The 22,779-nt window shown below is 61.7% G+C and carries 23 protein-coding genes and 1 pseudogene; 9 read left to right on the forward strand and 15 right to left on the reverse strand.

The window, feature by feature from the left end:
• Positions 1–87: 87 nt before the first annotated feature.
• Positions 88–999 carry a 5'-methylthioadenosine/S-adenosylhomocysteine nucleosidase gene (locus AC1Q67_RS07220; RefSeq protein WP_492234662.1) on the reverse strand — a complete coding sequence of 304 codons (912 nt, stop codon included), beginning with the start codon at positions 997–999 and terminating at the stop codon, positions 88–90.
• Between the two features lie 181 nt (positions 1,000–1,180).
• Between AC1Q67_RS07220 and AC1Q67_RS07225 the strand changes: the two genes are divergently transcribed.
• Positions 1,181–2,035 (forward strand): SDR family NAD(P)-dependent oxidoreductase, encoded by an 855-nt coding sequence (locus AC1Q67_RS07225; protein WP_492234660.1) that lies wholly within the window; start codon positions 1,181–1,183, stop codon positions 2,033–2,035.
• 166 nt (positions 2,036–2,201) lie between these two features.
• On the opposite strand, the gene mbfA is transcribed toward AC1Q67_RS07225, so the two are convergent.
• The gene (gene mbfA, locus AC1Q67_RS07230) at positions 2,202–3,179 is read right to left on the reverse strand and encodes an iron exporter MbfA (RefSeq protein ID WP_024574359.1); all 978 of its coding nucleotides are present in this window, start codon (positions 3,177–3,179) and stop codon (positions 2,202–2,204) included.
• 265 nt (positions 3,180–3,444) lie between these two features.
• On the opposite strand from mbfA, the gene AC1Q67_RS07235 reads away from it, so the two are divergent.
• Both AC1Q67_RS07235 and AC1Q67_RS07240 read left to right on the forward strand, forming a co-directional pair.
• Positions 3,445–4,854 (forward strand): HD domain-containing protein, encoded by a 1,410-nt coding sequence (locus AC1Q67_RS07235; RefSeq protein WP_492234659.1) that lies wholly within the window; start codon positions 3,445–3,447, stop codon positions 4,852–4,854.
• On the forward strand, positions 4,842–5,354 hold the full coding sequence (locus AC1Q67_RS07240; protein WP_492234657.1) for a hypothetical protein: 513 nt from the start codon (positions 4,842–4,844) through the stop codon (positions 5,352–5,354). Before AC1Q67_RS07235 ends, AC1Q67_RS07240 begins: the two co-directional genes overlap by 13 nt.
• Positions 5,355–5,366: 12 nt before the next feature.
• On the opposite strand, the pseudogene AC1Q67_RS07245 reads toward AC1Q67_RS07240, so the two are convergent.
• The 4 genes and pseudogenes from AC1Q67_RS07245 to dnaG form a co-directional block, all read right to left on the reverse strand.
• Positions 5,367–5,441 (reverse strand): annotated as a pseudogene (locus tag AC1Q67_RS07245) (RNA polymerase sigma factor RpoD); the annotation flags it as partial.
• 14 nt (positions 5,442–5,455) lie between these two features.
• The gene (locus AC1Q67_RS07250) at positions 5,456–6,019 is read right to left on the reverse strand and encodes a type 1 glutamine amidotransferase domain-containing protein (RefSeq protein ID WP_492234656.1); all 564 of its coding nucleotides are present in this window, start codon (positions 6,017–6,019) and stop codon (positions 5,456–5,458) included.
• Positions 6,020–6,177: 158 nt separating this feature from the next.
• Entirely contained in the window at positions 6,178–8,325 is a 2,148-nt protein-coding gene (rpoD, locus tag AC1Q67_RS07255; protein ID WP_492234655.1) for an RNA polymerase sigma factor RpoD, read from the reverse strand.
• 242 nt (positions 8,326–8,567) lie between these two features.
• A complete protein-coding gene (gene dnaG, locus AC1Q67_RS07260) occupies positions 8,568–10,601 on the reverse strand; it encodes a DNA primase (RefSeq protein WP_492234654.1) in 2,034 nt (677 codons plus the stop codon).
• 139 nt (positions 10,602–10,740) lie between these two features.
• Here dnaG and AC1Q67_RS07265 point away from each other — a divergent pair, with 139 nt between their 5' ends.
• The gene (locus tag AC1Q67_RS07265) at positions 10,741–11,364 is read left to right on the forward strand and encodes a cysteine hydrolase family protein (RefSeq protein ID WP_492234653.1); all 624 of its coding nucleotides are present in this window, start codon (positions 10,741–10,743) and stop codon (positions 11,362–11,364) included.
• Positions 11,365–11,366: 2 nt separating this feature from the next.
• Here the strand turns inward: AC1Q67_RS07265 and AC1Q67_RS07270 are convergent, their stop codons facing one another.
• From AC1Q67_RS07270 to AC1Q67_RS07280, 3 genes are read right to left on the reverse strand one after another with little or no spacing between them, the layout of a single operon-like run.
• Positions 11,367–11,765, reverse strand: coding sequence for a gamma-glutamylcyclotransferase family protein (locus tag AC1Q67_RS07270; protein WP_492234652.1), 399 nt, complete (start codon positions 11,763–11,765; stop codon positions 11,367–11,369).
• 31 nt (positions 11,766–11,796) lie between these two features.
• Positions 11,797–12,621 (reverse strand): transglutaminase-like domain-containing protein, encoded by an 825-nt coding sequence (locus AC1Q67_RS07275; protein WP_492234650.1) that lies wholly within the window; start codon positions 12,619–12,621, stop codon positions 11,797–11,799.
• A complete protein-coding gene (locus AC1Q67_RS07280) occupies positions 12,615–13,556 on the reverse strand; it encodes a transglutaminase family protein (RefSeq protein WP_492234649.1) in 942 nt (313 codons plus the stop codon). The genes AC1Q67_RS07275 and AC1Q67_RS07280 overlap by 7 nt, the downstream gene beginning before the upstream one ends.
• 68 nt (positions 13,557–13,624) lie before the next feature.
• Between AC1Q67_RS07280 and AC1Q67_RS07285 the strand changes: the two genes are divergently transcribed.
• The gene (locus AC1Q67_RS07285) at positions 13,625–14,437 is read left to right on the forward strand and encodes an N-formylglutamate amidohydrolase (RefSeq protein ID WP_492234648.1); all 813 of its coding nucleotides are present in this window, start codon (positions 13,625–13,627) and stop codon (positions 14,435–14,437) included.
• 4 nt (positions 14,438–14,441) lie between these two features.
• Here the strand turns inward: AC1Q67_RS07285 and AC1Q67_RS07290 are convergent, their stop codons facing one another.
• Both AC1Q67_RS07290 and AC1Q67_RS07295 read right to left on the reverse strand, forming a co-directional pair.
• The gene (locus AC1Q67_RS07290) at positions 14,442–15,419 is read right to left on the reverse strand and encodes a DUF3592 domain-containing protein (protein WP_492234647.1); all 978 of its coding nucleotides are present in this window, start codon (positions 15,417–15,419) and stop codon (positions 14,442–14,444) included.
• A gap of 2 nt (positions 15,420–15,421) precedes the next feature.
• Positions 15,422–16,036, reverse strand: a complete 615-nt coding sequence (locus AC1Q67_RS07295; protein WP_492234646.1) for a LysE family translocator — start codon at positions 16,034–16,036, stop codon at positions 15,422–15,424.
• 129 nt (positions 16,037–16,165) lie between these two features.
• On the opposite strand from AC1Q67_RS07295, the gene AC1Q67_RS07300 reads away from it, so the two are divergent.
• The 4 genes from AC1Q67_RS07300 (at position 16,166) to AC1Q67_RS07315 (ending at position 17,869) form a co-directional block, all read left to right on the forward strand.
• The gene (locus tag AC1Q67_RS07300) at positions 16,166–16,480 is read left to right on the forward strand and encodes an ArsR/SmtB family transcription factor (protein ID WP_492235691.1); all 315 of its coding nucleotides are present in this window, start codon (positions 16,166–16,168) and stop codon (positions 16,478–16,480) included.
• Positions 16,473–16,934, forward strand: coding sequence for an SRPBCC family protein (locus AC1Q67_RS07305; protein ID WP_492234645.1), 462 nt, complete (start codon positions 16,473–16,475; stop codon positions 16,932–16,934). The genes AC1Q67_RS07300 and AC1Q67_RS07305 overlap by 8 nt, the downstream gene beginning before the upstream one ends.
• Positions 16,934–17,452 carry an SRPBCC family protein gene (locus AC1Q67_RS07310; protein ID WP_492234644.1) on the forward strand — a complete coding sequence of 173 codons (519 nt, stop codon included), beginning with the start codon at positions 16,934–16,936 and terminating at the stop codon, positions 17,450–17,452. The genes AC1Q67_RS07305 and AC1Q67_RS07310 overlap by 1 nt, the downstream gene beginning before the upstream one ends.
• A 66-nt stretch (positions 17,453–17,518) precedes the next feature.
• Positions 17,519–17,869, forward strand: a complete 351-nt coding sequence (locus AC1Q67_RS07315) for an endonuclease domain-containing protein (RefSeq protein WP_492234643.1) — start codon at positions 17,519–17,521, stop codon at positions 17,867–17,869.
• Between the two features lie 42 nt (positions 17,870–17,911).
• Here the strand turns inward: AC1Q67_RS07315 and AC1Q67_RS07320 are convergent, their stop codons facing one another.
• The 4 genes from AC1Q67_RS07320 to AC1Q67_RS07335 form a co-directional block, all read right to left on the reverse strand.
• A complete protein-coding gene (locus AC1Q67_RS07320; protein ID WP_492234642.1) occupies positions 17,912–19,522 on the reverse strand; it encodes an acyl-CoA synthetase in 1,611 nt (536 codons plus the stop codon).
• 174 nt (positions 19,523–19,696) lie between these two features.
• On the reverse strand, positions 19,697–20,152 hold the full coding sequence (locus tag AC1Q67_RS07325) for a GatB/YqeY domain-containing protein (protein WP_492234641.1): 456 nt from the start codon (positions 20,150–20,152) through the stop codon (positions 19,697–19,699).
• A 72-nt stretch (positions 20,153–20,224) separates the two neighbouring features.
• On the reverse strand, positions 20,225–20,926 hold the full coding sequence (locus tag AC1Q67_RS07330) for an alpha/beta fold hydrolase (RefSeq protein WP_024574343.1): 702 nt from the start codon (positions 20,924–20,926) through the stop codon (positions 20,225–20,227).
• A gap of 142 nt (positions 20,927–21,068) precedes the next feature.
• On the reverse strand, positions 21,069–22,661 hold the full coding sequence (locus tag AC1Q67_RS07335; RefSeq protein WP_492234640.1) for an AMP-binding protein: 1,593 nt from the start codon (positions 22,659–22,661) through the stop codon (positions 21,069–21,071).
• Between the last annotated feature and the right edge of the window lie 118 nt (positions 22,662–22,779).

Below are 22,779 nucleotides of genomic sequence, written 5' to 3' on the forward strand. Positions count from 1 at the left end.
CGCGAGTCTACACATCATGGCCGGACTTGTCCCGGCCCGCCGCGCCTGAGTTTGATTGCTTTTTAACGACCGGCGGACGTCCACCCCTTACTTCGGCATCCCCTTCAAAAACGCCCGCAGCACCGCGACGGAATTTTCCGACGCCAGCTTCTCGAAGGTCTGCATCTCGTTCTCGCCAGCGCCGCCGCCGGCGAGGTCCGACAGCGAGCGGAACGCGAGGAACGGCACCGCGTTGGTGATCGCCACATGGGCGACCGCGGCGCTTTCCATGTCCAGCACCTGCGCCTTGAAGGTGTCGAACGCCCAGGTCCGGAATGCGGCGTTATCGACGAAGGCGGTGCCGGACACGCCGTTGCCGCCCACCACCACCTTGGGCGGATGCACCAGACACGCCGCCTCGATGCAACGCTTGAGTTCGACGCCTGATGTGGAGGTATGCGCGATCTCGAACAGATTCGCATCCACCGGAATCCAGAACTGCCGCTGGGGCTTGTCCACGCCGTCGCGCGGCACCCGCACGCCGCGCGCGAAGATCATCCCGTAATTGGGAAACTCCTGCTTCGACCACGACGGCAGTTGAAAGCCCTGCGGGGTCTCACGCGCGAGAATGGTTTCGAGATACTGGCCCCAGCGCTCGGAGACCACCACGTCGCCGATGTTGAGCGAGGGATCGACCCCGCCCGCGATGCCGGAAAACAGGATGGAGCGCAGATTGAAGCGATCGATCGCCATCTGCGCCGTCATCGCCGCGTTCACCATCGAGACGCCGGACAGCACCAGCACGACGTCGTGGCCCTCGACACGGCCGGTGACGAAATCGACGCCCTTTTCCCTGTGCGAGACCGGCTGCTCGACAATCGCCAGCAGCGCCTTCCATTCCGGCTCGAAGGCGGAGAACAGCGCAATGCGCGGCGCGGTGTCGATCGGCTGGCTGGCCGCGCGGGCTGAAACTGGCATGAGGGCAAGAAGCGAGATCAGAAGCAGGCGCAGGACAGGCATCGGGCTACCGCATTGATGACAACGATCCGACATTATCCAAGATGCGCGCGCTCTGCTACGCTTCACACAGATTTGCTGCGCCGATATGCGGCGCGCGACACAATCGCGCTCACAAACGAATCTAAATTAAAAGCCGCGCCGTTTCATCTCGCCCGTGCTCGAAAAATCCCGGAGAAGCCACGTGTCCCATCCCGCCCTCGCTCCGAATTCCGTCGCCGTGATCACCGGCGGCGCCTCCGGCATCGGCCTTGCCGCCGCAAACCATTTCGCCAGGCTCGGCCTGAAAGTCTGCATCGCCGATCACGACGCCGACAGGCTGTCGCGCGCGGCCGAGCTGCTGACCTATGTCGCGCCCGGCGGCAGCGAGAACATCATGTCGCTTGCGGTCGACGTCAGCCATCGCGACCAGATCGAAAAACTTGAAGCCGCCGTGCTCGGGCGGTTCGGCGGCACCGACGTGCTGATGAACAATGCCGGCATCCAGCCGGGCAGCGCGATGTTCGGACCGCTCGATGCGTGGCAGCGCGTGCTCGGCGTGAACCTGTGGGGCATCGTCAACGGCACGCAGGTGTTCGCGCCCGGCATGATCGCGCGCAGGCGGCCGGGGCTGATCATCAACACCGGATCGAAACAGGGCATCACCACACCGCCGGGCGATCCGGCCTACAACGTCGCGAAGGCCGGCGTGAAGGCGTTCACCGAGGCATTGCAGCACGAACTGCGCAACACGCCCGATTGCCGGATCAGCGCGCACCTGCTGATCCCCGGCTTCGTATTCACCGGTCTCACCTCGCGCGGGCGCACGGAAAAGCCCGCGGGCGCGTGGACCGCGGAGCAGACGGTGGACTTCATGATCGAGAGTCTCGCGCGCGGCGATTTCTACATTCTCTGCCCCGACAACGACGTGCCGCGCGCGCTCGACGAAAAGCGCATCCTCTGGGCCGCCGGCGACATCACCGAGAACCGGCCGCCGCTGTCGCGCTGGCACCCCGATTACGCGGAGGCGTTCAAGCGGTTCGTGGACGGTGTGAAGTAAACGCCGCTCGTGGAGTGGATTTGACATTCGCTACGCTGCCAACAGCAAGCCTGCAAAGCGAATGTCAAATCCAGAACTCCACTAGCAGGTCATATTTGCTAGTGGGCCGTCGATTCTAACATTCGCAAGAATGCCTGCTGAAATGGGATGCGAATGTTAGAAACCATTAGGCGTTGCCGATGAAAATGCCGGCGGCGAGAACCAGCGCGCCGCCGAGCACCACCTGAAACGCCGCGCGCAGGAACGGCGTTTCCATATAGCGGTTCTGAATCCATGCGATCGCCCACAGCTCGCAGAACACGACGATTCCGGCGATCGCCGTCGCGGTCCAGAACTGCGGGATCAGATAAGGCAGCGCGTGGCCGAGACCGCCCACCGTGGTCATCAGCCCCGACGCGAGGCCCCGTTTCAGCGGCGATCCGCGCCCGGAGATGACGCCATCGTCATGCGCGGCTTCGGTGAATCCCATCGAGATGCCGGCGCCCACCGACGCCGCAAGGCCGACGGTGAATGTCGTCGATGTCGATTGCGTCGCAAAGGCCGTGGCGAAGATCGGCGCCAGCGTCGACACCGAACCGTCCATCAGGCCCGCGAGGCCCGGCTGCACCCATGTCAGCACGAACTGACGCCGCGCCTTGTGGTCCTCCTCGTCGCGCGCGCCGCCCGTCAGCGTCGTGACCTGAAGCTCTTCTGCGCGATGTTCGTGCTGACGCTCGGCGGCGGCGAGATCGCCGAGCAGCTTGCGCGTGTCGGGATCGGTCGAGGCCTGCGCCGCGCGGACGTAGAAATTCGCGGCATCGTCCTCCATCCGCTCGGCCTCGGCGCGGATGCGCTCGAGGCCAAGATTTTCCACCAGCCAGATCGGCCGGCGCGAATAGTAACCCGCCACATGCTCGCGCCGGATCAGCGGAATCACCTGGCCGAAACGCTTCTTGAAACGGTCGATCAGCAGCTGGCGATGGCCGTCTTCCTCCGCCGCCATCTCGTCGAACATCGCCGCCGTCGCCGGATACTGCGACCGCAACTGTTCGGCATAGGTCGCGTAGATGCGCGCATCGTCCTCTTCCGACGAGATGGCGAGCGCCAGCACTTCGGCCTCGGACAGATCGCTAAACTGCCGCCGCGCGGCGAAGCCCTGAAACATGGTCAAAACTCAATTTAGAATGGTTCTAAAGTGAGTTTTAGCGGGGTTTGGGGTGGGAGGCAACTGGATCTGGGCAAGCGAGCGATGACGATCTCCAATCACTCGTCTCCCAAGACGATATAGGATTTAATACCCACTGAAAAGAGCATTAGGTTGATGCGCAACGTTTCATTTACCAAGCTCCGCTTTGATATAAGACAGAAATTGACATGTTCTTGTTTTGTTCTATGTTACAAATCTGCTGTGGTAAAGGTGATTCGATCGAATGCCGAAACAACAGCGGATTCGCGACCCGTTGCATGACCTCATCGAGTTTGATGTCGAGAGGTCGCAATTGGAGAACGTTCTATGGCGCGTCATCCAGACTCGCCCGTTTCAACGTCTCCGACGTATCAAACAGCTTGGGTTTTCAGACTTCGTTTATCCTGGCGCCACGCACTCACGCCTGATTCACAGTGCTGGCGTATTTCACACCGCTAGGCGGCTGATGAAAGTGATTGAAAAATATCTACCTGCAAAAGACGCTCGAGTCGACCAAGCACTCGCGGCAGCGCTTGTTCATGATCTCGGGCATGGGCCGTTCAGTCATGCATTTGAGAAGATTGGCGAGCGCTTTAATCTCAAAATGGCGAACCACGAAGCTGTAAGCGACATACTAATCCGCGACAGCGAGGTATCTAAAGAATTGCGCGAGATGGGCAGCGGTTTCGCGAATGATGTGGCCGACATGGTAAGCGGTAGCGGTACGCCTACGATATACTCAGCCGTTGTTTCAAGCCAATTCGACGCGGATCGGCTCGACTACATGCGGCGCGATCGCCTCATGACAGGGACTCAGCATGCAGGCATCGACTTCGAATGGCTCATAGCAAATCTCGAAGTAGGTGAGGTCGAATATAGCGTCGATACAACGAGGCTTAAACCCGTCCAAACTTTCGTTTTAGGACGAAAGGCAATTTTCGCTGCAGAGGCATACGTCTTAGGCCTTTTTCAGCTTTATCCGACCGTGTACTTCCATAAAGCCACTCGAGGAGCTGAGAAAATCTACACTGAATTGCTTTCGCGCGCGATTGCACTCATTAGGGATGGTTCCGTACAAAAAACTGGATTGCCTAAAACTCATCCTCTCGTGAAGTTCGCACAGGCACCAGATGATATTGAGTGCGCTCTTGCGCTTGACGATACAGTTATATGGGGCGGTCTCTCTATGATGGCCGGCTGCGACGATGAGTGGATTAGCAAGTTCGCGGAGCGCATGCGAGATCGCAAATTATATAAATGCATCGACGTACGCGCGAAAATCGCACATGATAAAAATGATACAGCTGCTTCATCTTCTGAAGCCGACACTGTATGTGCTGGCATTCGAGATAAGATAGTTGAATGCCTCAATGAATGGTCGGCTAAATTTCCTGATGCCTCGCCCCGTATACTCATCGACGAGGTTGAGCGCTCTCCATACAAGGAACTTACTGAAAATGCTAAGGGGCCACTTAATCAAATAAACATTCGAACAGAAGGCGACCATTTGGCCGACCTTTCAAAGCGATCAAGTGTCGTTGCAAAACTCAATGTGTATAAGGCTTTCCGCGTTTATCATGCGGATGGAGACGACGAAGCGAAAAGGAAGATTACAGAGATCATGGATGCGGGGATATCAGCATGGCCGGCATAGATGCGCATCAAGCCGCCGCAATCGTTCGCGATGCAGGAGGCTACATTGTAGGACGCACCAAACTCCAGAAAATCGCTTTTTTTCTTGAGGCTGCCGGAGTCGGAGCGGGCTTCCTATTTCGTTACAAGCATTACGGCCCGTATTCGGAGCAGCTAGCCACTGCCGCGCAGCATGCTGCTGCATTGCGGCTTATCGTCGAGAACGAGTCCGTTGCAAACTGGGGGGGACAGTATTCAACTTTTCGCACCCAGCTTCCTCCTGATCCCTTTACACATCCTGCCCGGGCTCGGCTGGCACAGGAAATGGTGAACGCAGACGCCGTGGAACTTGAACTAGCTGCGACCGCTGCCTTCTTGGCTTACGAGAGATTTCCTGATCCATGGGCAGAGACTGCACGACGTAAGCCTGAAAAGGCTGAGAGCGGCCGCCTCGAACGCGCGAGGCAATTGTATGAACGTCTTCGACAAATACAAACGCCTCAGCAACTCCCAGCTATTTAGGTAGCTTGCGCAGAACCGCTGGCCGACTTCCATCATCGTGGGATCGGTGTTCATGCCGATGCCGAAGCGCATGCGCGGCACGCGCTCCGGCCCCGCGGCCGTCAGGCCGCCTTGCGCTCGTGCTTGCCTTCGCGAATTTCCTCGATGATCTTTTTCGAGAACGCTTCGAGATCGCCCGGATTGCGCGAGGTGATGACGCCCTGATCGGTGACGACTTCGCTGTCTTCCCACTTTGCGCCGGCATTGATCACGTCGGTCTTGATTGAATTATAGGACGTCATCTTGCGGCCCTTGGCGATGCCGGTCTCGATCAGCAGCCACGGCGCATGGCACACGGCGGCGACCGTCTTGCCGGAATCGTAAAACGCCTTGATCAGCGCCAGCGCGTCCTTGTTGACGCGCAACAGATCAGGATTGATCTGCCCGCCGGGCAGCACGATGGCGTCGTAATCGTCGGCCTTCGCGCCCGAGAGCGGCTTGTCCACCTTGACCGCGCGGCCCCAGTCCTTCTTGTCCCAGCCTTTGATCTCGCCGCTTTCCGGCGAGACGATATCGACCTGCGCGCCCGCGGCTGTCAGCCTGTCGCGCGGAACTTCGAGTTCCGATTGCTCGAAACCGTTGGTCGAGAGAATGAGAACGCGTTTGCCATCGAGTTGTCCGGCCATGCCTGTCTCCATCGCTGTGAGGATTGCAAGGTGACAACGGCGCGGCGCGCGAATGGTTTCGCAGAACGGCAAAAACGGCGGACCTTTCGGCCCGCCGTTTTGTTTCGATGGATTGCCGGGTCAAGCCCGGCAATGACAGTCAATATTGACTGTTGAACTTAGTTATCAAGGAACGAGCGCAATTTGCGCGACCGGCTCGGATGCTTCAGCTTGCGCAGCGCCTTCGCCTCGATCTGACGGATTCGTTCGCGGGTGACCGAGAACTGCTGGCCGACTTCTTCCAGCGTGTGGTCGGTGTTCATGCCGATGCCGAAGCGCATGCGCAGCACGCGCTCCTCGCGCGGGGTGAGCGAGGCGAGCACGCGCGTGGTGGTCTCGCGCAGGTTCGACTGGATCGCCGCGTCGATCGGCAGCACCGCGTTCTTGTCCTCGATGAAATCGCCGAGGTGTGAGTCTTCCTCGTCGCCCACCGGGGTTTCCAGCGAGAGCGGCTCCTTGGCGATCTTGAGAACCTTGCGCACCTTCTCCAGCGGCATGCCGAGCTTTTCGGCGAGTTCTTCCGGGGTCGGCTCGCGGCCGATCTCGTTCAGCATCTGGCGCGAGGTGCGCACGATCTTGTTGATCGTCTCGATCATGTGCACCGGGATGCGGATGGTGCGCGCCTGGTCGGCGATCGAGCGGGTGATGGCCTGACGGATCCACCACGTCGCGTAGGTCGAGAACTTGTAGCCGCGGCGGTATTCGAATTTATCGACCGCCTTCATCAGGCCGATGTTGCCTTCCTGAATGAGATCGAGGAACTGCAGGCCGCGGTTGGTGTATTTCTTGGCGATGGAGATGACGAGGCGCAGGTTGGCCTCAACCATTTCCTTCTTGGCCTGACGGGCCTCGCGCTCGCCCTTCTGCACGCCGAGCACGATCTTGCGAAATTCGCCGATCTCAAGGCCGGTCAGCGCCGCCAGTTCCTGAATGCTCTGGCGCAGTTCCTTGATGCGGTCCTTCTCCACCGCGACGAAATTCTTCCAGCCCTTCGCGGCCAGCTTCGAGACGCGGTTGAGCCAGCGGGGATCGAGCTCCGAGCCCTGATAGTTGCGCAGGAAGTCTTCGCGGCCGACGCCATGGCTGTCGCCGAGACGGAACAGACGGCCCTCGAACGACACCAGCTTCTTGTTGATGTCGTAGAGCTGCTCGACCAGTGAATCGATGCGCGCCTGATTGAGCCGCAGCGACTTCACCTCGACAACGATTTCGTCCTTCAGCTTCTTGTACTTGCGCTCCTGCGCCGGCGAGAGCGTCTCGTTCTGGAGCTGGTTCTGGATGTCCTGCTCCTGAAGGCGGCGCAGCTTCTTGTACTCGGAGGCGATCTTGTCGAAGGTCTCGACCACCTTCGGCTTCAGCTCGGCCTCGATGGCCGCGAGCGACATCTGGTTCTCGAACTCGTCGTCCTCGTCCATGTCCGCTTCGGCGGCGGCTTCGCTGGGGTCCTTTGCGGCGGCGTCGCCCGCGGGCGCGGGACGGAACGGCGTCGGCGACGGCGGCGCGGCCGGCGCGGCGGCAGCCTGCGCGGCGGCGATCACCTGGACGGTGCCGTCGGCATTGATGATGGCGTTGGTCGGCTGACCGTCAGGACCCGTGGGGCCCGCGATCATCGCCGGGTTCATGTTGTTCTTGGCGTCGGGACCGGCGTAGGTCGCTTCCAGATCGATGATGTCGCGAAGGAAGATCTTTCCTTCGTTGAGTTCGTCGCGCCAGATGATGATGGCCTGGAAGGTCAGCGGGCTTTCGCACAGGCCCGCGATCATCGCCTCGCGGCCGGCCTCGATGCGCTTGGCGATGGCGATTTCGCCCTCGCGCGACAGCAGTTCGACGGTGCCCATTTCGCGCAGATACATGCGCACGGGATCGTCGGTGCGCTCGCCCGGCTCGGACTTCTTGGTTTCGGTGACGGCCTTGGAGGTGACCTCGACGAGTTCGTTATCGGTCTCGTCGTCGGCCTCTTCCTGCTTCTCCTCGTCTTCGTCGGCGGCGTCGTCGGACTCGGAGACGTTGATGCCCATGTCGGAGAGCATCGCCATGATGTCTTCGATCTGTTCGGGCGAGGTGGTATCGGACGGGAGCACTTCGTTGAGCTGATCGAAGGTCACGAAGCCGCGCTTCTTGGCCTGCTTGATCATCTTCTTGACGGCGGCGTCGGACAGATCGAGCAACGGCGACGGAGCGTCCGCACCATCTTTCTCAGGAGTGTCAGCGGCCTTCTGATCCTTGTCTTTGTCCTTGATCGCTGCTGTCTTTGCCTTGATGGCCATTCACTGCTCCTGAAACGCGCTCACGACGTAGGCCCACGGCCTGCGTTGAATCTGACACCCGCACGATGCGGAAAGGGCGGCGCTTTTGAGGGCACCACCCGGGCCGAAGATGTAGGTATGGCCGAAGGCCGTTAAGCTACGATTAACCCTGTTTTTGCGGGTAAAAACCCGGTTTGGCGAGTCTTTTTAAGGCCTTGGCGCAGACATAAAACCCCCGGCGGGGCCCTGCCGCATCATTTTCATCACACGCTGCGCTGGAACCGGCCCGAAGATTCACCGAAACCCTCAATCAGCGCGTCAAGGCCGTCCACGTCAGCAAGCCGGGCTTTCACATCGCGCAGCCAAGCCTCATTGGACTCGCTGCTGTCTTGCCCCAGTGCCTGCTCGGCATCCTTGAGTTCTCTAAGTAAGGAGTGGGATTGGCGATGCAAGACAACAAGTTGATGCCACGTTGAAAGAACGTCCTCTGCCGCAGCGCCGGCCTGCGCCCCCCAGACGCTCTTGGTCGTCAGCGCCCGCTCAACCCTTTGAATCTGCTCATCATATCCGTTCGCCGTGAGCCAGGTCCGGATTCGGGTCCGTTCGGTCTCCAGATCGTTGGTCGGCCCGTAATTCGCAAAGGCCGTCACGATCCCGGCGCGCAGCTTGTGGGCCTCGGGATGGGCCAGCTCCAGGGCGGTGATTTCCTCCAGATGATCGTGCAGCAGCCAGGGGTGGTTGAGCAGCGATTGCAGGATCAGGGCCTCCCGCCGGGAGATGGAACTGCGCTGACCGCGCATGATCGAGGAACCCGCCAGTTGGGGGCTTGCGACCTGATAGGGCGACCGGTTGATGGTGCGCGGGCCTGTGGATAGACCGCCCCGGGCGTCGCTCCGCCCGGCCCCGCCGGGGGCAAACGGCGGGCGCGGCTGAAAACGCCGCCCTGATTCGCCGCCGAAGCCGCCCTGGTTCGGACCCCGGAAACCGCCGCGCGCGCCGCCTTGATATCCGCCCTGATAGTTTCCTTGCGGCGCGAACGCATTGCGCAGCCGTTCGGAAAAATCCTGCTTGTAATAGCGCCGCACGACTTCGTCGCGGATGCCGTTGGTGAGTTCAACAATGCGCGCTTCCAGCGCCGCGCGCCGCTCTGGCGTGGCGAAGTTGCCGCCTTCGATTTCGCGCGACCACACGATGTCCGCCAGCGGCTTGGCCTGCGCGATCACTTCCTCGATCGCGCCCCGCCCGCCGGAGCGGGCGAGATCGTCGGGGTCCTGTCCTTCTGGCAGCAGCGCGACACGCAAACTTTTTCCCGGCTTGAGATGCGGCAACGCCAGATCCGCCGCGCGGAATGCCGCGCGCTGTCCGGCGCTGTCGCCGTCGAAACACAGGATCGGCTCGTCCGCCATCTTCCACAGCAGCGCGAGTTGGTTCTCGGTCAGCGCGGTGCCGAGCGGCGCGACCGCTCCGGGAAACCCCGTGGTGACCAGCGCGATCACGTCGACATAGCCTTCGGCAACGATGAGCTGCGCGCCGTCATGGACAGCCTGCCGTGCGGTGGCGAGATTGTAGAGATTGTCGCCCTTGTGAAACAGCGGCGTTTCCGGCGAGTTCAGATATTTCGCGGGCACGTCCTTTTCGAGCGCGCGGCCGCCGAAGGCGATGACGCGGCCCCGCGCATCGGTGATTGGAAACATCACGCGATCACGGAAACGATCGTACGGCACCGGGATGTCATCGCCCGCGATCAGAAGCCCCGCCTCGACCATGTCCTCGACCGGAATGCCGAGCCCTCCGAGATGCTCCTTCAACGCAAAGCGCTCGCCGGGCGCATAGCCGAGACGGAACTGCAATTGCGTCGCGGGCGAGATAGCGCGGTCGCCGAGATAACCGCGCGCCTTCGCGCCATTGCGCGAGGCCAGCGTGTCGGCGAAGAATTTCGCGGCGAGGTCCATCACATCGTACAGCGTCTTGCGGCGCTGCTCGTGACGCGCGGCGTCAGGCGTCACCGCCGGAAGCGGCATGCCGGCCTGCGAGGCTGCGACCTCCACCGCCTCGATGAAGCCGAGGCCTTCTGTCTCCATGATGAAGTCGAAGATGTTGCCGTGCTTGCCGGAGGCGAAGCAGTGATAGAAGCCCTTCTGGTCGTTCACCGTGAACGAGGGCGTCTTCTCCTGCTTGAACGGCGAGAGTCCCTTGTACTCCTTGCCCGCCCGCTTCAGCTTCACACGCCGGCCCACGACTTCCGAAACCGGAAGCCGGGCGCGCAGTTCTTCGAGAAATTGGGGCGTAAAGCGCATGGAATCGGACAGCCTCTGCAACCGACCATCAATATAGGCTTCCTGGGTCCGTCCCCCAATGAAAGCCGGATTGTCCCGGCTATTCACAGCCCTTATGGTCCGGCCTCGGTTCCGGATTACTCAACGAAAGCAAGAAAATATGGCTACCGCCCCGAAAACGCTGCTCCAGATCGCCGGTGCGCCGCTGCATCCGAGTGCGCTCGACAAATCCGCCCTCGTCATCATCGACGCCCAGCTTGAATACACGGGCAAGGGCAATCTGCCGCTGGACGGCGTCGATGCCGCCATTGTCGAGGCCGCCAAACTGCTGAAGCTGGCACGCGAGCGCGGCGTTCCGGTGTTCCATATTGTGCAGCACGCGCCGTCGGGTCGCCCGCTGTTCGCAGAGGACGGGCCCACCGCCGCGATCGTGCCGCTGCTGACGCCCGCTGCAGGCGAGGTCGTGGTGCGCAAGACGCTGCCGAACTCCTTCGCGGGCACCGATCTCGATGCGCTGGTGAAAAGCACCGGCCGCGCCGAACTGATCCTCGCGGGCTTCATGACCCATATGTGCGTCAGCGCGACCGCCCGCGCGGCGCTCGACCTGAAATACCGTACCACCGTGATCGCCAACGCCACCGCAACACGCGACCTGCCCGATCCGCTCGGCGGCACGATTCCGGCCAGCGTGGTGCATCGCGTGGCGCTGACCGAACTGGCCGATCGTTTTGCGATTGTCGTCAAGGACACCGCGGCGCTGACGGCCGCGGCAAAAGCCGCGTAAGTCTACGATTCCACTTCGTCGAACCGGCCGGACTTGATCCGCTCCCGGTTCTCGAGGGACCAGTTGTAGACATACATCCACGCCTCGACGGACGTGCCGTCGGCCAGCGTCATTTTCTGAAGCTTGCGCAGATACTGGGTCGGCTCGGCATCGTCCGGGCCGCAGCCTTCGTAAGCGTCGAGCGCTGTCAGAATCTCCGGATCGCGCAGTTCGAAGACATCTCCATGCACCCACTCATCCGGCTGGGTGGACGGAACGACGCCCGGATAGTGCGTGATGCGATAAAGGCGGCCGTTGTAGCGCGCCTCGCCGAGGAAACTGGCCTTGGCTGCCAGCTTTACCGCCCATGGATGCCGTGAACCGCGTCTTAAGGTGCCGTAGACGAACAGACGCTCCGTCATCGCAACTGCGGTCCCTTATCCGACGCTGGCTTCACTGGCTGGCTTTGGACTCGATAACTTCGTCACTCACGATGACGAACTTGTTCAACACCATCTGCCCGAAGGTCGTGGAGATTGCAACGTCTGCCGCATCGCGGCCAGTGCCCATCAGGATACGGCCGATGCGCGGTATGTTGTGCCGCGCGTCGAACGTGTACCACTTGCCGGACAGATAGACCTCGTACCAGCCGGACAGATCCATCGGCGCCGGATCGGGCGGAATGCCGATGTCGCCCATGTAGCCGGTGGCATAGCGCGCCGGGATGTTCATGCAGCGGCACAGCGTCAACGCCAGATGCGCGAAATCGCGGCACACGCCCTGCTGTTCTTCAAAGACATCGAAGGCCGACTTGGTCGGCCGCGCCTGCTGGTAGTCAAACCGCACATGGTTGTGCACCCATGCATTGATCGCCTGCACCCGCGCCCATCCCGGCGGTGTATTGCCGAACTGCGCCCAGGCGAAGTCCGTCAGGCGGTCCGTCTCGCAATAGCGGCTCGGCATCAGATAAAGCAGAACCTCGTCGGGCAATTGCTCGACCGGCATCTGCTGCGCTTCAGGCACGACCGCGTCGGGCAACCCGGTATCGCGCACCAGCGCATGGCCACGGAATGTGATTCCGCCCGGCGGCGCGGTCAGCCGCCCGCAGATGTTGCCGAAAGAGTCGTGATAGTAGCGAATACGCACATCCGGATCGGTGACGATCGTCTCCTCGCCGACGATATCCCGGGCGCGCGAGGGATGAATCCGCATCATGACGACCATCGGCGTTTCGGCCACGGCGCCGTACGAAATCTCGAATCCAACCCTGATCAGCATGCGGCGGCTTCCTCCAGATCTTCCCCGACCGAGAGGACGTGAATGGTGACGTCCATGCCAAGGTGGGCGTCGGCCGGCCCCATATAGGTGCCGTGCAACGGAATCGCCTGTTGCGGGTCGCGCGCCACCGCCACGCGAATGAGATCGCGGCTGCCGACAATGCCATTGGTGGGGTCGAACTCGATCCAGCCTGCGCCCGGCAGATAGGCCCGCACCCAGGCATGGGTGTTGCCGCCACCGACATAGCCATGGGCCTCGTCGCCCGGAATGAAGATGTAGCCGCTGACGAAACGCGACGCGATGCCGAGTCGTCGCAGCGCCTCGATCATGAACAGCGCGAAATCGCGGCAGGTGCCCGAACCGATGCTCAGGGTATCGAGCGGATGCTGGGTGCCCTGCTCGTGGCGCTTGCGGTAGCCGAACGACTCCCGGACGCCATGAGTCATGCCGATCAGCAGGTCGAGCGTCCGGGTCCGGTTTGCGTTGCTGAGAAACTGCCGCGCCCACGCCGCCAGCGCGCCGTCGGGATCGCAGTATTGCGGGGTCATCGACGGTGCGAGGTCGGTCAGTTCGTCATGATCGTAGAAGAACGGGTAGTAATAGGCCTGGTCATCGGGGGTCAGGACGATGTTCTCCAGCGGATAGTGATCGACGGTGACGGTCGAGTCGAACACCAGCCGGTCCGACTCGGTGTCGAAATCGGCGATGGCGACGCTGTTGCCGAAGACATCATGGATGCGGCGCAGCGAGGATGGCTCCGGCGAGATGTCCAGCCGCTCCGACAGCACGCGGATATCGTGACCGTCGCGCGGACGCAGCATGATCCGGTGTTCGCCGAACGCCACCGGGCGGTCGTAGCGATACTCGGTCTTGTGATGAATCGTCAGCAGGGGCATCTCATTCAGGCCGATTGAATTCGTCTGCGAATCGTACATGCTGTTTTTGCTGCATTTCCGGCTAATTGTTGGGCTTGGATGCCGCTGTGATAGGCAACGAACACAAAATGGCCCTGCCCGCTCCAGCCGACACTTTACGACTCCTTGAGGACGACGAAGTTCCGCCGGTCCTTGAGGAAAATGCCGGCAGCCGCTCGCCGTTCTTCTTCACCTGCGATCATTATGGCCGCCTGATCCCCCGCGCGCTCGGCGATCTCGGCGTCCATGCCGGCGAACTGGAGCGGCACATCGCATGGGACATCGGCATTGCCGAGGTCGCGACCTGGCTTGCCCGTGAAATGGACGTGCATCTGATCGCGCAGCGCTATTCGCGCCTCGTGATCGACTGCAACCGGCCGTTCGACAGCCCCGGCTCGATCCCGCTGATCAGCGAGGCGACGGAAATTCCGGGCAATGGCGGGCTCACCCGCGAGCAGGTGGCGGAGCGGCAGCGCGCCGTGTTCGCGCCCTACCATACGCGCATCATGCAGGCGCTCGACGCACGCAAGGCACAGGGTCTGCCGACCATTCTGGTGTCGCTGCATTCGTTCACGCCGGTCTATGCCGGCATCGCCCGGCCCTGGCACATCGGCACGCTCTACAACCGCGACGACCGGCTGCCGCATCTCTTGCGCGACAAGCTGCGCCTTGAGGGCGATCTGGTGGTCGGCGATAACGAGCCTTATGCGGTGAGCGACGCGACCGACTACACCATTCCTGTGCATGGCGAAAAGCGCGGGCTGATGCATACCGGCATCGAGATCCGTCAGGATCTGATCAGCGACCAGTCCGGCCAGCATCAATGGGCGGAGCGGCTGTCACGTCTCCTGCGCGAGATCGAGGAAGGGCTGCACGCCAGGAAACTGATGCCCGCCGAGTGAGGCGCTAGCCTTTCGTCGCGACGAAATAAGCGATGCCCCAGATCGCGATCGCAGACAGCCAGAGAATCCAGACGCCGGGCGTGCGCGTCTCCAGCACCGCCTGCGATGGATTTTCCGGATTGACGTGAACATCGACACGCTTGCCGTTGGGATATTTCTTCGCGACACGCTCCATCATCCAGCGCGATGTGGATGAGACCTGTCCGTCGTAGGACGCCTGCGAACTGGTGTAATCGATGCCGTTGTAGCGATAGGAATACAGCACCTTTGACTGGAACTTGGTGGTGCCGTGCGAGCGGCCTTCCTCGGGCGCCGCGCGAAATTCCTCAAGACCGGAGGTCTTGATCCTGCCCTTCACCACCGGCCATTTTTTCGCAAGCGACGCCTGACGCTGAAACATCAGCGCGAACAGCGCGATCGCGGCGCCGAATGCGCCCAGCGCCACGATCATGCCCGACATTTCGGGGTTGGCGAGTCTGGTCGAGACGAAATCGGTCAGTTTGTGAAAGCCGATCGCCGAGCCGAACACCAGCGCGACCGCAATCACCACCATCCAGCCGATGCAGCCCCACATGCCCTTGGGCATGTCGCGCTCGAGCACGGCCTCGCTACGCTTGTTTGGATTGTAATAGACGGTGACAGCCGTCCCGACCGGATAGCGCGCGAGGGTTTCGGCGACTTCGAAATTGCCGCGATCCTCGCCGATGGTGACGCGGTTGTTGCGATAGGCCTGCCCCGCGATCACATATTCATAGGTGACGTTCGCGAAGTTGCGCTCCTCGCAGTAATGCCCCGCCTCGCGGTCGCTATCGATGACCCTGACGTCGCGCGTTTCCGGCTTCGAGATCACCACCTTGCCCGGCACGCTTGGCCAGTCGCTGGCGGCGCGGACTTCCAGATATTTGTAGATCGCCGCGAATACGATGAGGCCGACCGGCGCCAGCAGCATCGCATAAACGAACCACGGAATATCCGGCAGCATCGTTATCTCGCCCGCGTCAGGGCGAGCCAGATGCCGCCGCCGATCATGAAGCCGCCGGAAATGCGCGAGACGAGGCGCACGCGGCGCGCGGAGAGCAGCTTGCCCGCACGGCCCGCCAGCAGGGCGTAGGCGCCGTCGGACAGCGCCGCGATCACGGTGAAGGTGACGCCGAGCAGCGCCACCTGCGGCAGGTGATCCTGATTCATATCGACGAATTGCGGAATGAACGCGCCGAAGAACACCAGCACCTTCGGGTTGCTCAGCAGCACCAGAAATCCCTGAAGAAAGAATCCGCCGCGCGGCGGCGGTGGCGCGTCGGTCGACGACATCGCGCCGGTCGAGCGGAACAGCTTGATGCCGAGCCAGACGAGATAGGCCGCGCCCGCGAACCGCACCCATTCGAACCAGTAGCCCATCGTCGCCATCAGCGATGTCAGGCCCACGGCGATGATGCCGATGATGATCACAAGGCCCACCTGCGCGCCGGCAATGTTGGTGAGCGCCGCGCGCGTGCCGTAGCGAAGACCGTTGGCAATGACGAGGGTGACGATCGGACCCGGCAGGATCGCGAGCGCGACACAGGCGGCGACATAGGCGAGATAGACCTGAAGCGACATGAAATTCCCCGATGCGTGAGACCGCATCAAAAGATCAGACGCTGCGCAAATGCAAGCGGTTCAACCGGCGCGCAAATGATTTCAGCCGTCGCTTGACAGGCAACCATTTGGTTGCCTATTATTCCAGCCATGGACGAGGTCTTCAAGGCATTGGCGGATGCATCGCGGCGCTCATTGCTGGACCGGCTCCACGCCCGCAACGGGCAGACGCTGCTCGAGCTCTGCGACGGCCTCGACATGACCCGGCAGGCCGTGACCAAGCATCTGGGGATTCTTGAAGACGCCAATCTCGTGACCACGCTCAAGCACGGCCGCGAGAAGCTGCACTACCTCAATCCCGTTCCGATCCATGAGATCGGCGACCGATGGATCAGGAAATTCGAGCGCGGCAAGCTCGCCGCGCTCAGCGAGTTAAAGAGGCAACTGGAGAAGCGTGATGCGTAAACCCGAATTCGTCTATGTGACCTTCATCAAGACCACGCCGGAAGAACTCTGGCATGCCCTGACCAACACGGCCTTCACGGAAAGCTACTGGTTCGGCTGCAGCCTGCATTCCGACTGGAAGGTCGGCTCCCGCATGCACATGGACAGGTTCGGCAAGGTGGTGAACGAGGGCTTCGTGCTCGAATCCGATCCGCCGCGCAGACTGTCCTATAGCTGGCTCTCGGTCTTCGATGCGGAGATGATCAAGGAGCGTCCCTCGCGCGTGACATTCCTACTTGAGCCCAGCAACGGCGCGGTCAAGCTCACCGTGACCCACGAGGATTTCGCCGAGGACAGCAAGACACTGCCCAGCATTTCCGAAGGCTGGCCGCTGGTCCTCTCCAGCCTCAAGAGCATTCTGGAGACCGGCAAGCCGCTGGATTTCGACATGCCACGCAGCGCGGAGCGCGCGTGATGGACATCAGCAAGTTCAAACCGTCCCTCGTCTACACGATCTACATCGCCTCAACGCCGGAGAAGGTGTGGGACGCGCTGACGTCCGCCGAATACAGCCGGGATTACTTCTCGGGCTTCGGCGTCGAGGTCGAGGACCGGGTGGGCGGCGCGTTCGTGCTTCGCGCGCCCGACGGATCGGTCCACATCAGCGGCGAAGTCGTCGCCTACGATCCGCCGCGCAAGCTGGTCATCACCTTCAACGTTAACTGGCCGGGCCTGATCGAGGCGCTCGGCGAGACGCTGGTGACCTATGAGATCGAACAATCAGGCGACGCCGTCCGCCTGACGATGTCCGAGGCCAATGACCGGCCGATCGACGAGGACATTCTGTCCGGCGGTCGCGCGGGATGGCCGGCGATCCTTTCCAGCCTCAAGAGCCTGCTGGAAACCGGCAAGCCGCTGGCGGTGAAGATGGAGCCGCCAAAGCGAATGCTGGAGGCGCTGAAGCGGCTCGGCGTGAAAGTGCCGGGGATGTAGGGCAGTGACCTCCCTCCCCTCGATGGGGAGGGTGGCTGACCGCAGGTCAGCCGGGTGGGGTGATGGATGGCTAATGAAACAGCGCGCCAACTCCGAAAGCGACTCACCCCACAAGAGGTTAGACTGTGGGCTAAACTGCGCGTCCTTAAACAACTAGGTTTTCACTTTCGCCGCCAAGTCCCGATTGGAGCGTACATCGTCGATTTCGCTTGCTTTAACGAACGAATAGCCATCGAAGTTGACGGAGGTCAGCACGGTTTCGTCAAAAATGCTGAGCGTGACCGTGATCGCGATGCCTTTCTTGCCTCGCAAGGTTTTCGTATCCTTCGATTTTGGAATTCAGATATCGACCAAAATCTCGACGGCGTGATGGAGCGCATACTCACTGCGTTGCAGACCCCCACCCCGACCGGCTGACGCCGGTCGACCCTCCCCACAAGGGGGAGGGAGAAGAAGCGTCTACCCCAATCCGCGCAATTCCCGCCGCAGCACCTTGCCGGTGGCCGTCATCGGCAGGGCGTCCGTGAACTGGATGAGACGCGGATACTCGTGGGCGGCGAGCTGCACCTTGACGAAATCCTGAATCTCCTTCGCCAGCGCGTCGCTCGCAGCAAATCCCGGACGCAGCACGATCCATGCCTTGATCGCCTCGGTGCGGATTGGATCGGGAATGCCGACCACGGCGGACATCGCCACCGCCGGATGCTTCATCAAGGTGTGTTCGATCTCCGCAGGACCGATGCGATAACCCGCGCTGGTGATGACATCGTCCTCGCGGCTGACGTACCAGAAGTAACCGTCGTCATCCTGCACGCCGAGATCGCCGGTGAGGAGGAAGCCGTTCGCATATTTCTTCGCAGTGGCCTCCGGGTTCTTCCAGTATTCGATCATGGTCACCGGATTGGGCACGCGCACCCCGACAATGCCGCGTTCATTTCGCGGCAATTCCTCGCCCTGCTCATTGACAATGCGCACATCGAATCCCGGCGTCGGTTTGCCCATCGAGCCCGGCTTGATCGGAAACAGATGGGAATTGTTGGCAAGGACCAGATTGCATTCGGTCTGGCCGTAGATCTCGTGCACATCGACGCCGAAGGTGGCGCGCACCCACTCGATCAGTTCAGCGCCGAGCGACTCGCCCCCGGAGAAGATGCTGCGCAGCTTCACGCCGTCATGCCTGACGTTCGCCTGACGCATCAGCTTCAATGCGGTGGGCGGCAGGAACACATTGCGCACACCGTGATCGGCCATCAATTGCATCGCCGCCTGCGGCTCGAATTTTTTCGCGCGATAGCCGAGCATCGGCACGCCGTAATACCACGCCGGGAACAGCGCATCGAACAAGCCGCCGATCCAGGCCCAGTCCGCCGGCGTCCACATCAGGTCGCCGGGCTTCGGAAAGAAATCATGTGCCATCTCGACATTGGGCAGATGGCCGAGCAGCACGCGATGGGCGTGCAGCGCGCCCTTGGGATTCCCTGTCGTGCCTGACGTATAAATGATGATCGCCGGATCGTCGGGGCTGGTATCAACGGTCTGGAAATCCTCCGAGGCATCCTCGATCGACTGCCAGAACGATTTCGCACCGGCATGGACCGCGCCGCTGGTGATATAGATGTCCTGCAGATGCGGCAGCCGGTCGCGGATTTTGGAGAGTTTCTCCCAGCCGCCCTCGTCGGTGATGACCGCCCGCGCCCCGCTGTTGGCGAGGCGGAATTCCAGCGCATCCTCGCCGAACAGCGTGAACAGCGGAACCGAGATCATCCCGGAGCGGAAGGCGGCAAGATGCGCGATCGGCAGTTCCACCGACTGCGACAGGAACACGGCGACGCGGTCGCCCGGCTTGAGGCCGTCGGATTTCAGCACATTGGCGAAACTCTTCGACAGCGCGCTGATCTCGTCGAACGACAGTCTCTGCGTGCCTCCGTCTTCATCCACATAGATCAGCGCCAGCCGGCCGGAGCCGTCGGCATGGCGATCACAGCAGGCCGTCGCGATATTGAATGTCGCCGGAATGTCCCAGCGGAAGTTCTTGTAGAGATCGTCGTAGGTGTCAGCTTGAGGCAGCATGGCAACCATCTCGAAAAAGCGTAATCCTAACACCCCCACCCTGGCGCTTCGCGCCTTCCCTCCCCACAAGGGGGGAGGGAGAAGAAAGGGTACGACGTCACCGCATCTCTTAATCCCTCCCCTCGATGGGGAGGGCGGCTGACCGCAGGTCAGCCGGGTGGGGTGTCTTCCGAACTAACCCGCCAGCGCCGCCTTCACCAAACCGCTGGCCTTGCCGAAATCCATCTGGCCGGCGTACTTCGCCTTCAGCGCGGCGATCACCTTGCCCATGTCCTTCATGCTGGCGGCGCCGGTCTCGCTCACGATAGCGGCGATGGCGGTCTTTACCTCGTCGTCCGACATCTGCTTCGGCAGATAGGCCGAGATCACCGCAATCTCTTCGCGCTCCTGCGCTGCGAGTTCGGCGCGGCCGCCCTTGTCGTACAGTTCGACCGATTCCTGACGCTGCTTGATCATCTTTTGCAGCACGCCGAGAATGTCCTCGTCGCTGAGCGGCGGCTTGCCCTGCCCGCGCGCCTCGATATCCGAGTTCTTCAGCGTCGAGTTGATCATGCGCAGCGTCGAGAGCTTGCGCTCGTCCTTCGCCTTCATGGCGTCCTTGACGGCGTTGTTGATGTCATCGCGCAGCATCGGTCTCTCCCTCGCGGCAAATCAGATTGCCGTTCATTTAGGGCGTTTTGCGAGCCCGCACAACCAACGCCGTCACATCTCCAGCCAGTCCAGCAGCGCATCCGTCACTGCCTGAGGCTTCTCAAGTTGCGTGAGATGACCACAATCCTGAATGTTGACCAGCTTCGCGCCGGGGATACCGCTCGCGATCTCGCTTGATGCATCGGGCGGCATCATGTTGTCCGTATCGCTGGTCAGGACCAGCGTCGGACATTTGATCTGCGCCAGGGTTGGGCGGGAATCGATACGTCCCGTGATGGCCTCAAGCTGCCAGACGAAGGCATCCGGACCGACGTCGTCAGCCATGTCGAGCACGATGCGGTGCAACTGCTCGTCGCGCGCCAGCGCGGGATGCACGAAGTTCGCAAACAGGCGATCCATCACGGCGCGGTAACCGCCCTGCTTCACCTCGGCGATCATCGCCCGCCGCTTTTCGGAGACTTCCGGCGCTTCGGGCCGCGCCGATGTATTCAGGAAAGCGAGCCGCGCAATCCGCTCCGGCGCCTGCCGGAACATTTCAAAGATGATGTAGCCGCCCATCGAATGGCCCGCGAGCGAAAAGCGCAGCGGAGCTTCGGCAAGAATGCGCCGCGCGATCGCCGCCATGTCGCCGCCGCGCGCATGGTTGGCGACGAACACCGCGCCCTGCCGCCACAGCGAAGGTATCTGCGGCTCGTAAATCCGCGGCGAGCACGCAAGACCAGGCACCAGCACGACGGGAAGCGAATTGAGCATGCGAACCTTCCTGTTCTGTCATTGCCGGGCCTGACCTGGCAATCCATCACTTGAAGAGCTTTTCTCAGGATGGATGCGCGGGTCAAGCCCGCGCATGACAGCCTGAGTATGTCTCACATGTCGCGAGGCCGAATCCTCTCCACTACGCCACGCCGCGCTTGCGGCCTTCCCAGTACGGCGCGCGCAGCGCCTTGCGGTCGATCTTGCCGAGCCCCGTGACCGGAATGACATCAACGAAATCGATGGTCTTCGGCGACCACGGCGCGCCGCGCTTGTCTTTCACATGGGCCTGCAACTCGGCGACCCCGCTGTTGGCGCCGGCTTTCAGCACTACAAAGCCTTTCACCGCCTCGCCCCACTTGTCGTCGGGAATGCCGATCACCGCGGCGGAGGCAACGGCGGGATGCGACATCAGCGCATCCTCGACCTCGCGCGGATAGATATTGAAGCCGCCGGAGATGATCATGTCCTTGGTGCGGTCGACGATATAAAAGTAACCCTCCTCGTCCTTCACCGCGACATCGCCGGTGTGCAGCCAGCCGCCTTTCAGGGTTTCGGCATTGGCCTCGGGGCGCTTCCAGTAACCGTCCATCACCAGCGGACCGCGCACGCAGATTTCGCCGGGCTCGTTGATCCCGACCTCGCGCATCTCCGCATCGAACAGCTTCACGTCGACGAACGGGCTGGCGCGGCCGCAGGAGCCGAGCCGCTGCGGCTTGGTCTCGTCATGGTCGATCTTGCGCATCGAGGTGATGCATTGCGGCGCTTCGGTCTGGCCATAGAGCTGCACGAACACCTTACCGAAAATCTTCATGCCCTCTAACAGGCGGTCCGGCGACATCGGCGCGGCGCCATAGACGATCATTTCCAGCGACGACATGTCGTGACGCTTGCGCAGGTGTTCGTTGTCGATCAGCGCATAGATCAGCGTCGGCACCAGGAAGGTCGAGTTGATCTTCTCCGCCGCGACCACGCCCGCATAGACCTCGGGCTCGAAGCCCTGCACCAGGCGCATCAGGCCGCCGCGCATCATCACCGGGAACAATGTGACGCCGGCGGCATGGCTGATCGGGGTCGCGGCAAGGAAACGGATCTGTTCGGGCCAGTCCCAATCCGAATAGAGCAGCAGCGTCATTGTTATCAGGGCGCGATGCGGCAGCATCACGCCCTTGGAGCGGCCGGTGGTGCCGCCGGTGTAGGCCAGAAACGCGATCTCGTGAGACGAGCTTTCATCGACCAGCGGCGCGGCTTTCACAGTGGCGAGGTCCGGCATGATGTCGCGCACGCCGTCCATCGGCCCGATCGAGTAGAGATTCTTCAGCGACGGCACCCGGCTCTTGATCGCCATGCCGCGCGGGCCGAACTTGGCACCCTCGACAATCAGAAGATCGATCTCGGCATCCTCGATGATGAAGGCGTGGTCGTCCTCCGCCGCCATCGGATGCAGCGGCGTGTAGCGCACGCCCATCACCAGCGCGGCGCAGATCGCGGCCCATGATTCAGCGCGGTTGCTGGCCAGAATGGAGAGCGCGCTGCCCTTCTTGAGCCCGAGGGAGCGGAACAGGCTGATGAACCGGCCGATGGTGTCGCCGAGTTCGCGGTAGCTCCACCGCACCTTGCCGTCGGCAATGGCGGGCTGGTCGGCATACCGGCCCACCGCATTGACGATCAGATTCCCGATCGTTCCGCCCGAATGAAGGTGATGCAATTCCGGCGCAACGCCCGCTGAACTCATGGATATGTCTCCTGCCTTGCCGCAGTTCTTTCCCGGCTGCGTGGAGGCGCAGATTAGGGTTCTCTTGACACCTGTCAATTTTTCCAGAAAACCCCAAAAAACCTGATGAAACATACCT

The organism is Afipia sp. GW823-FHT06G09 (assembly GCF_058794875.1).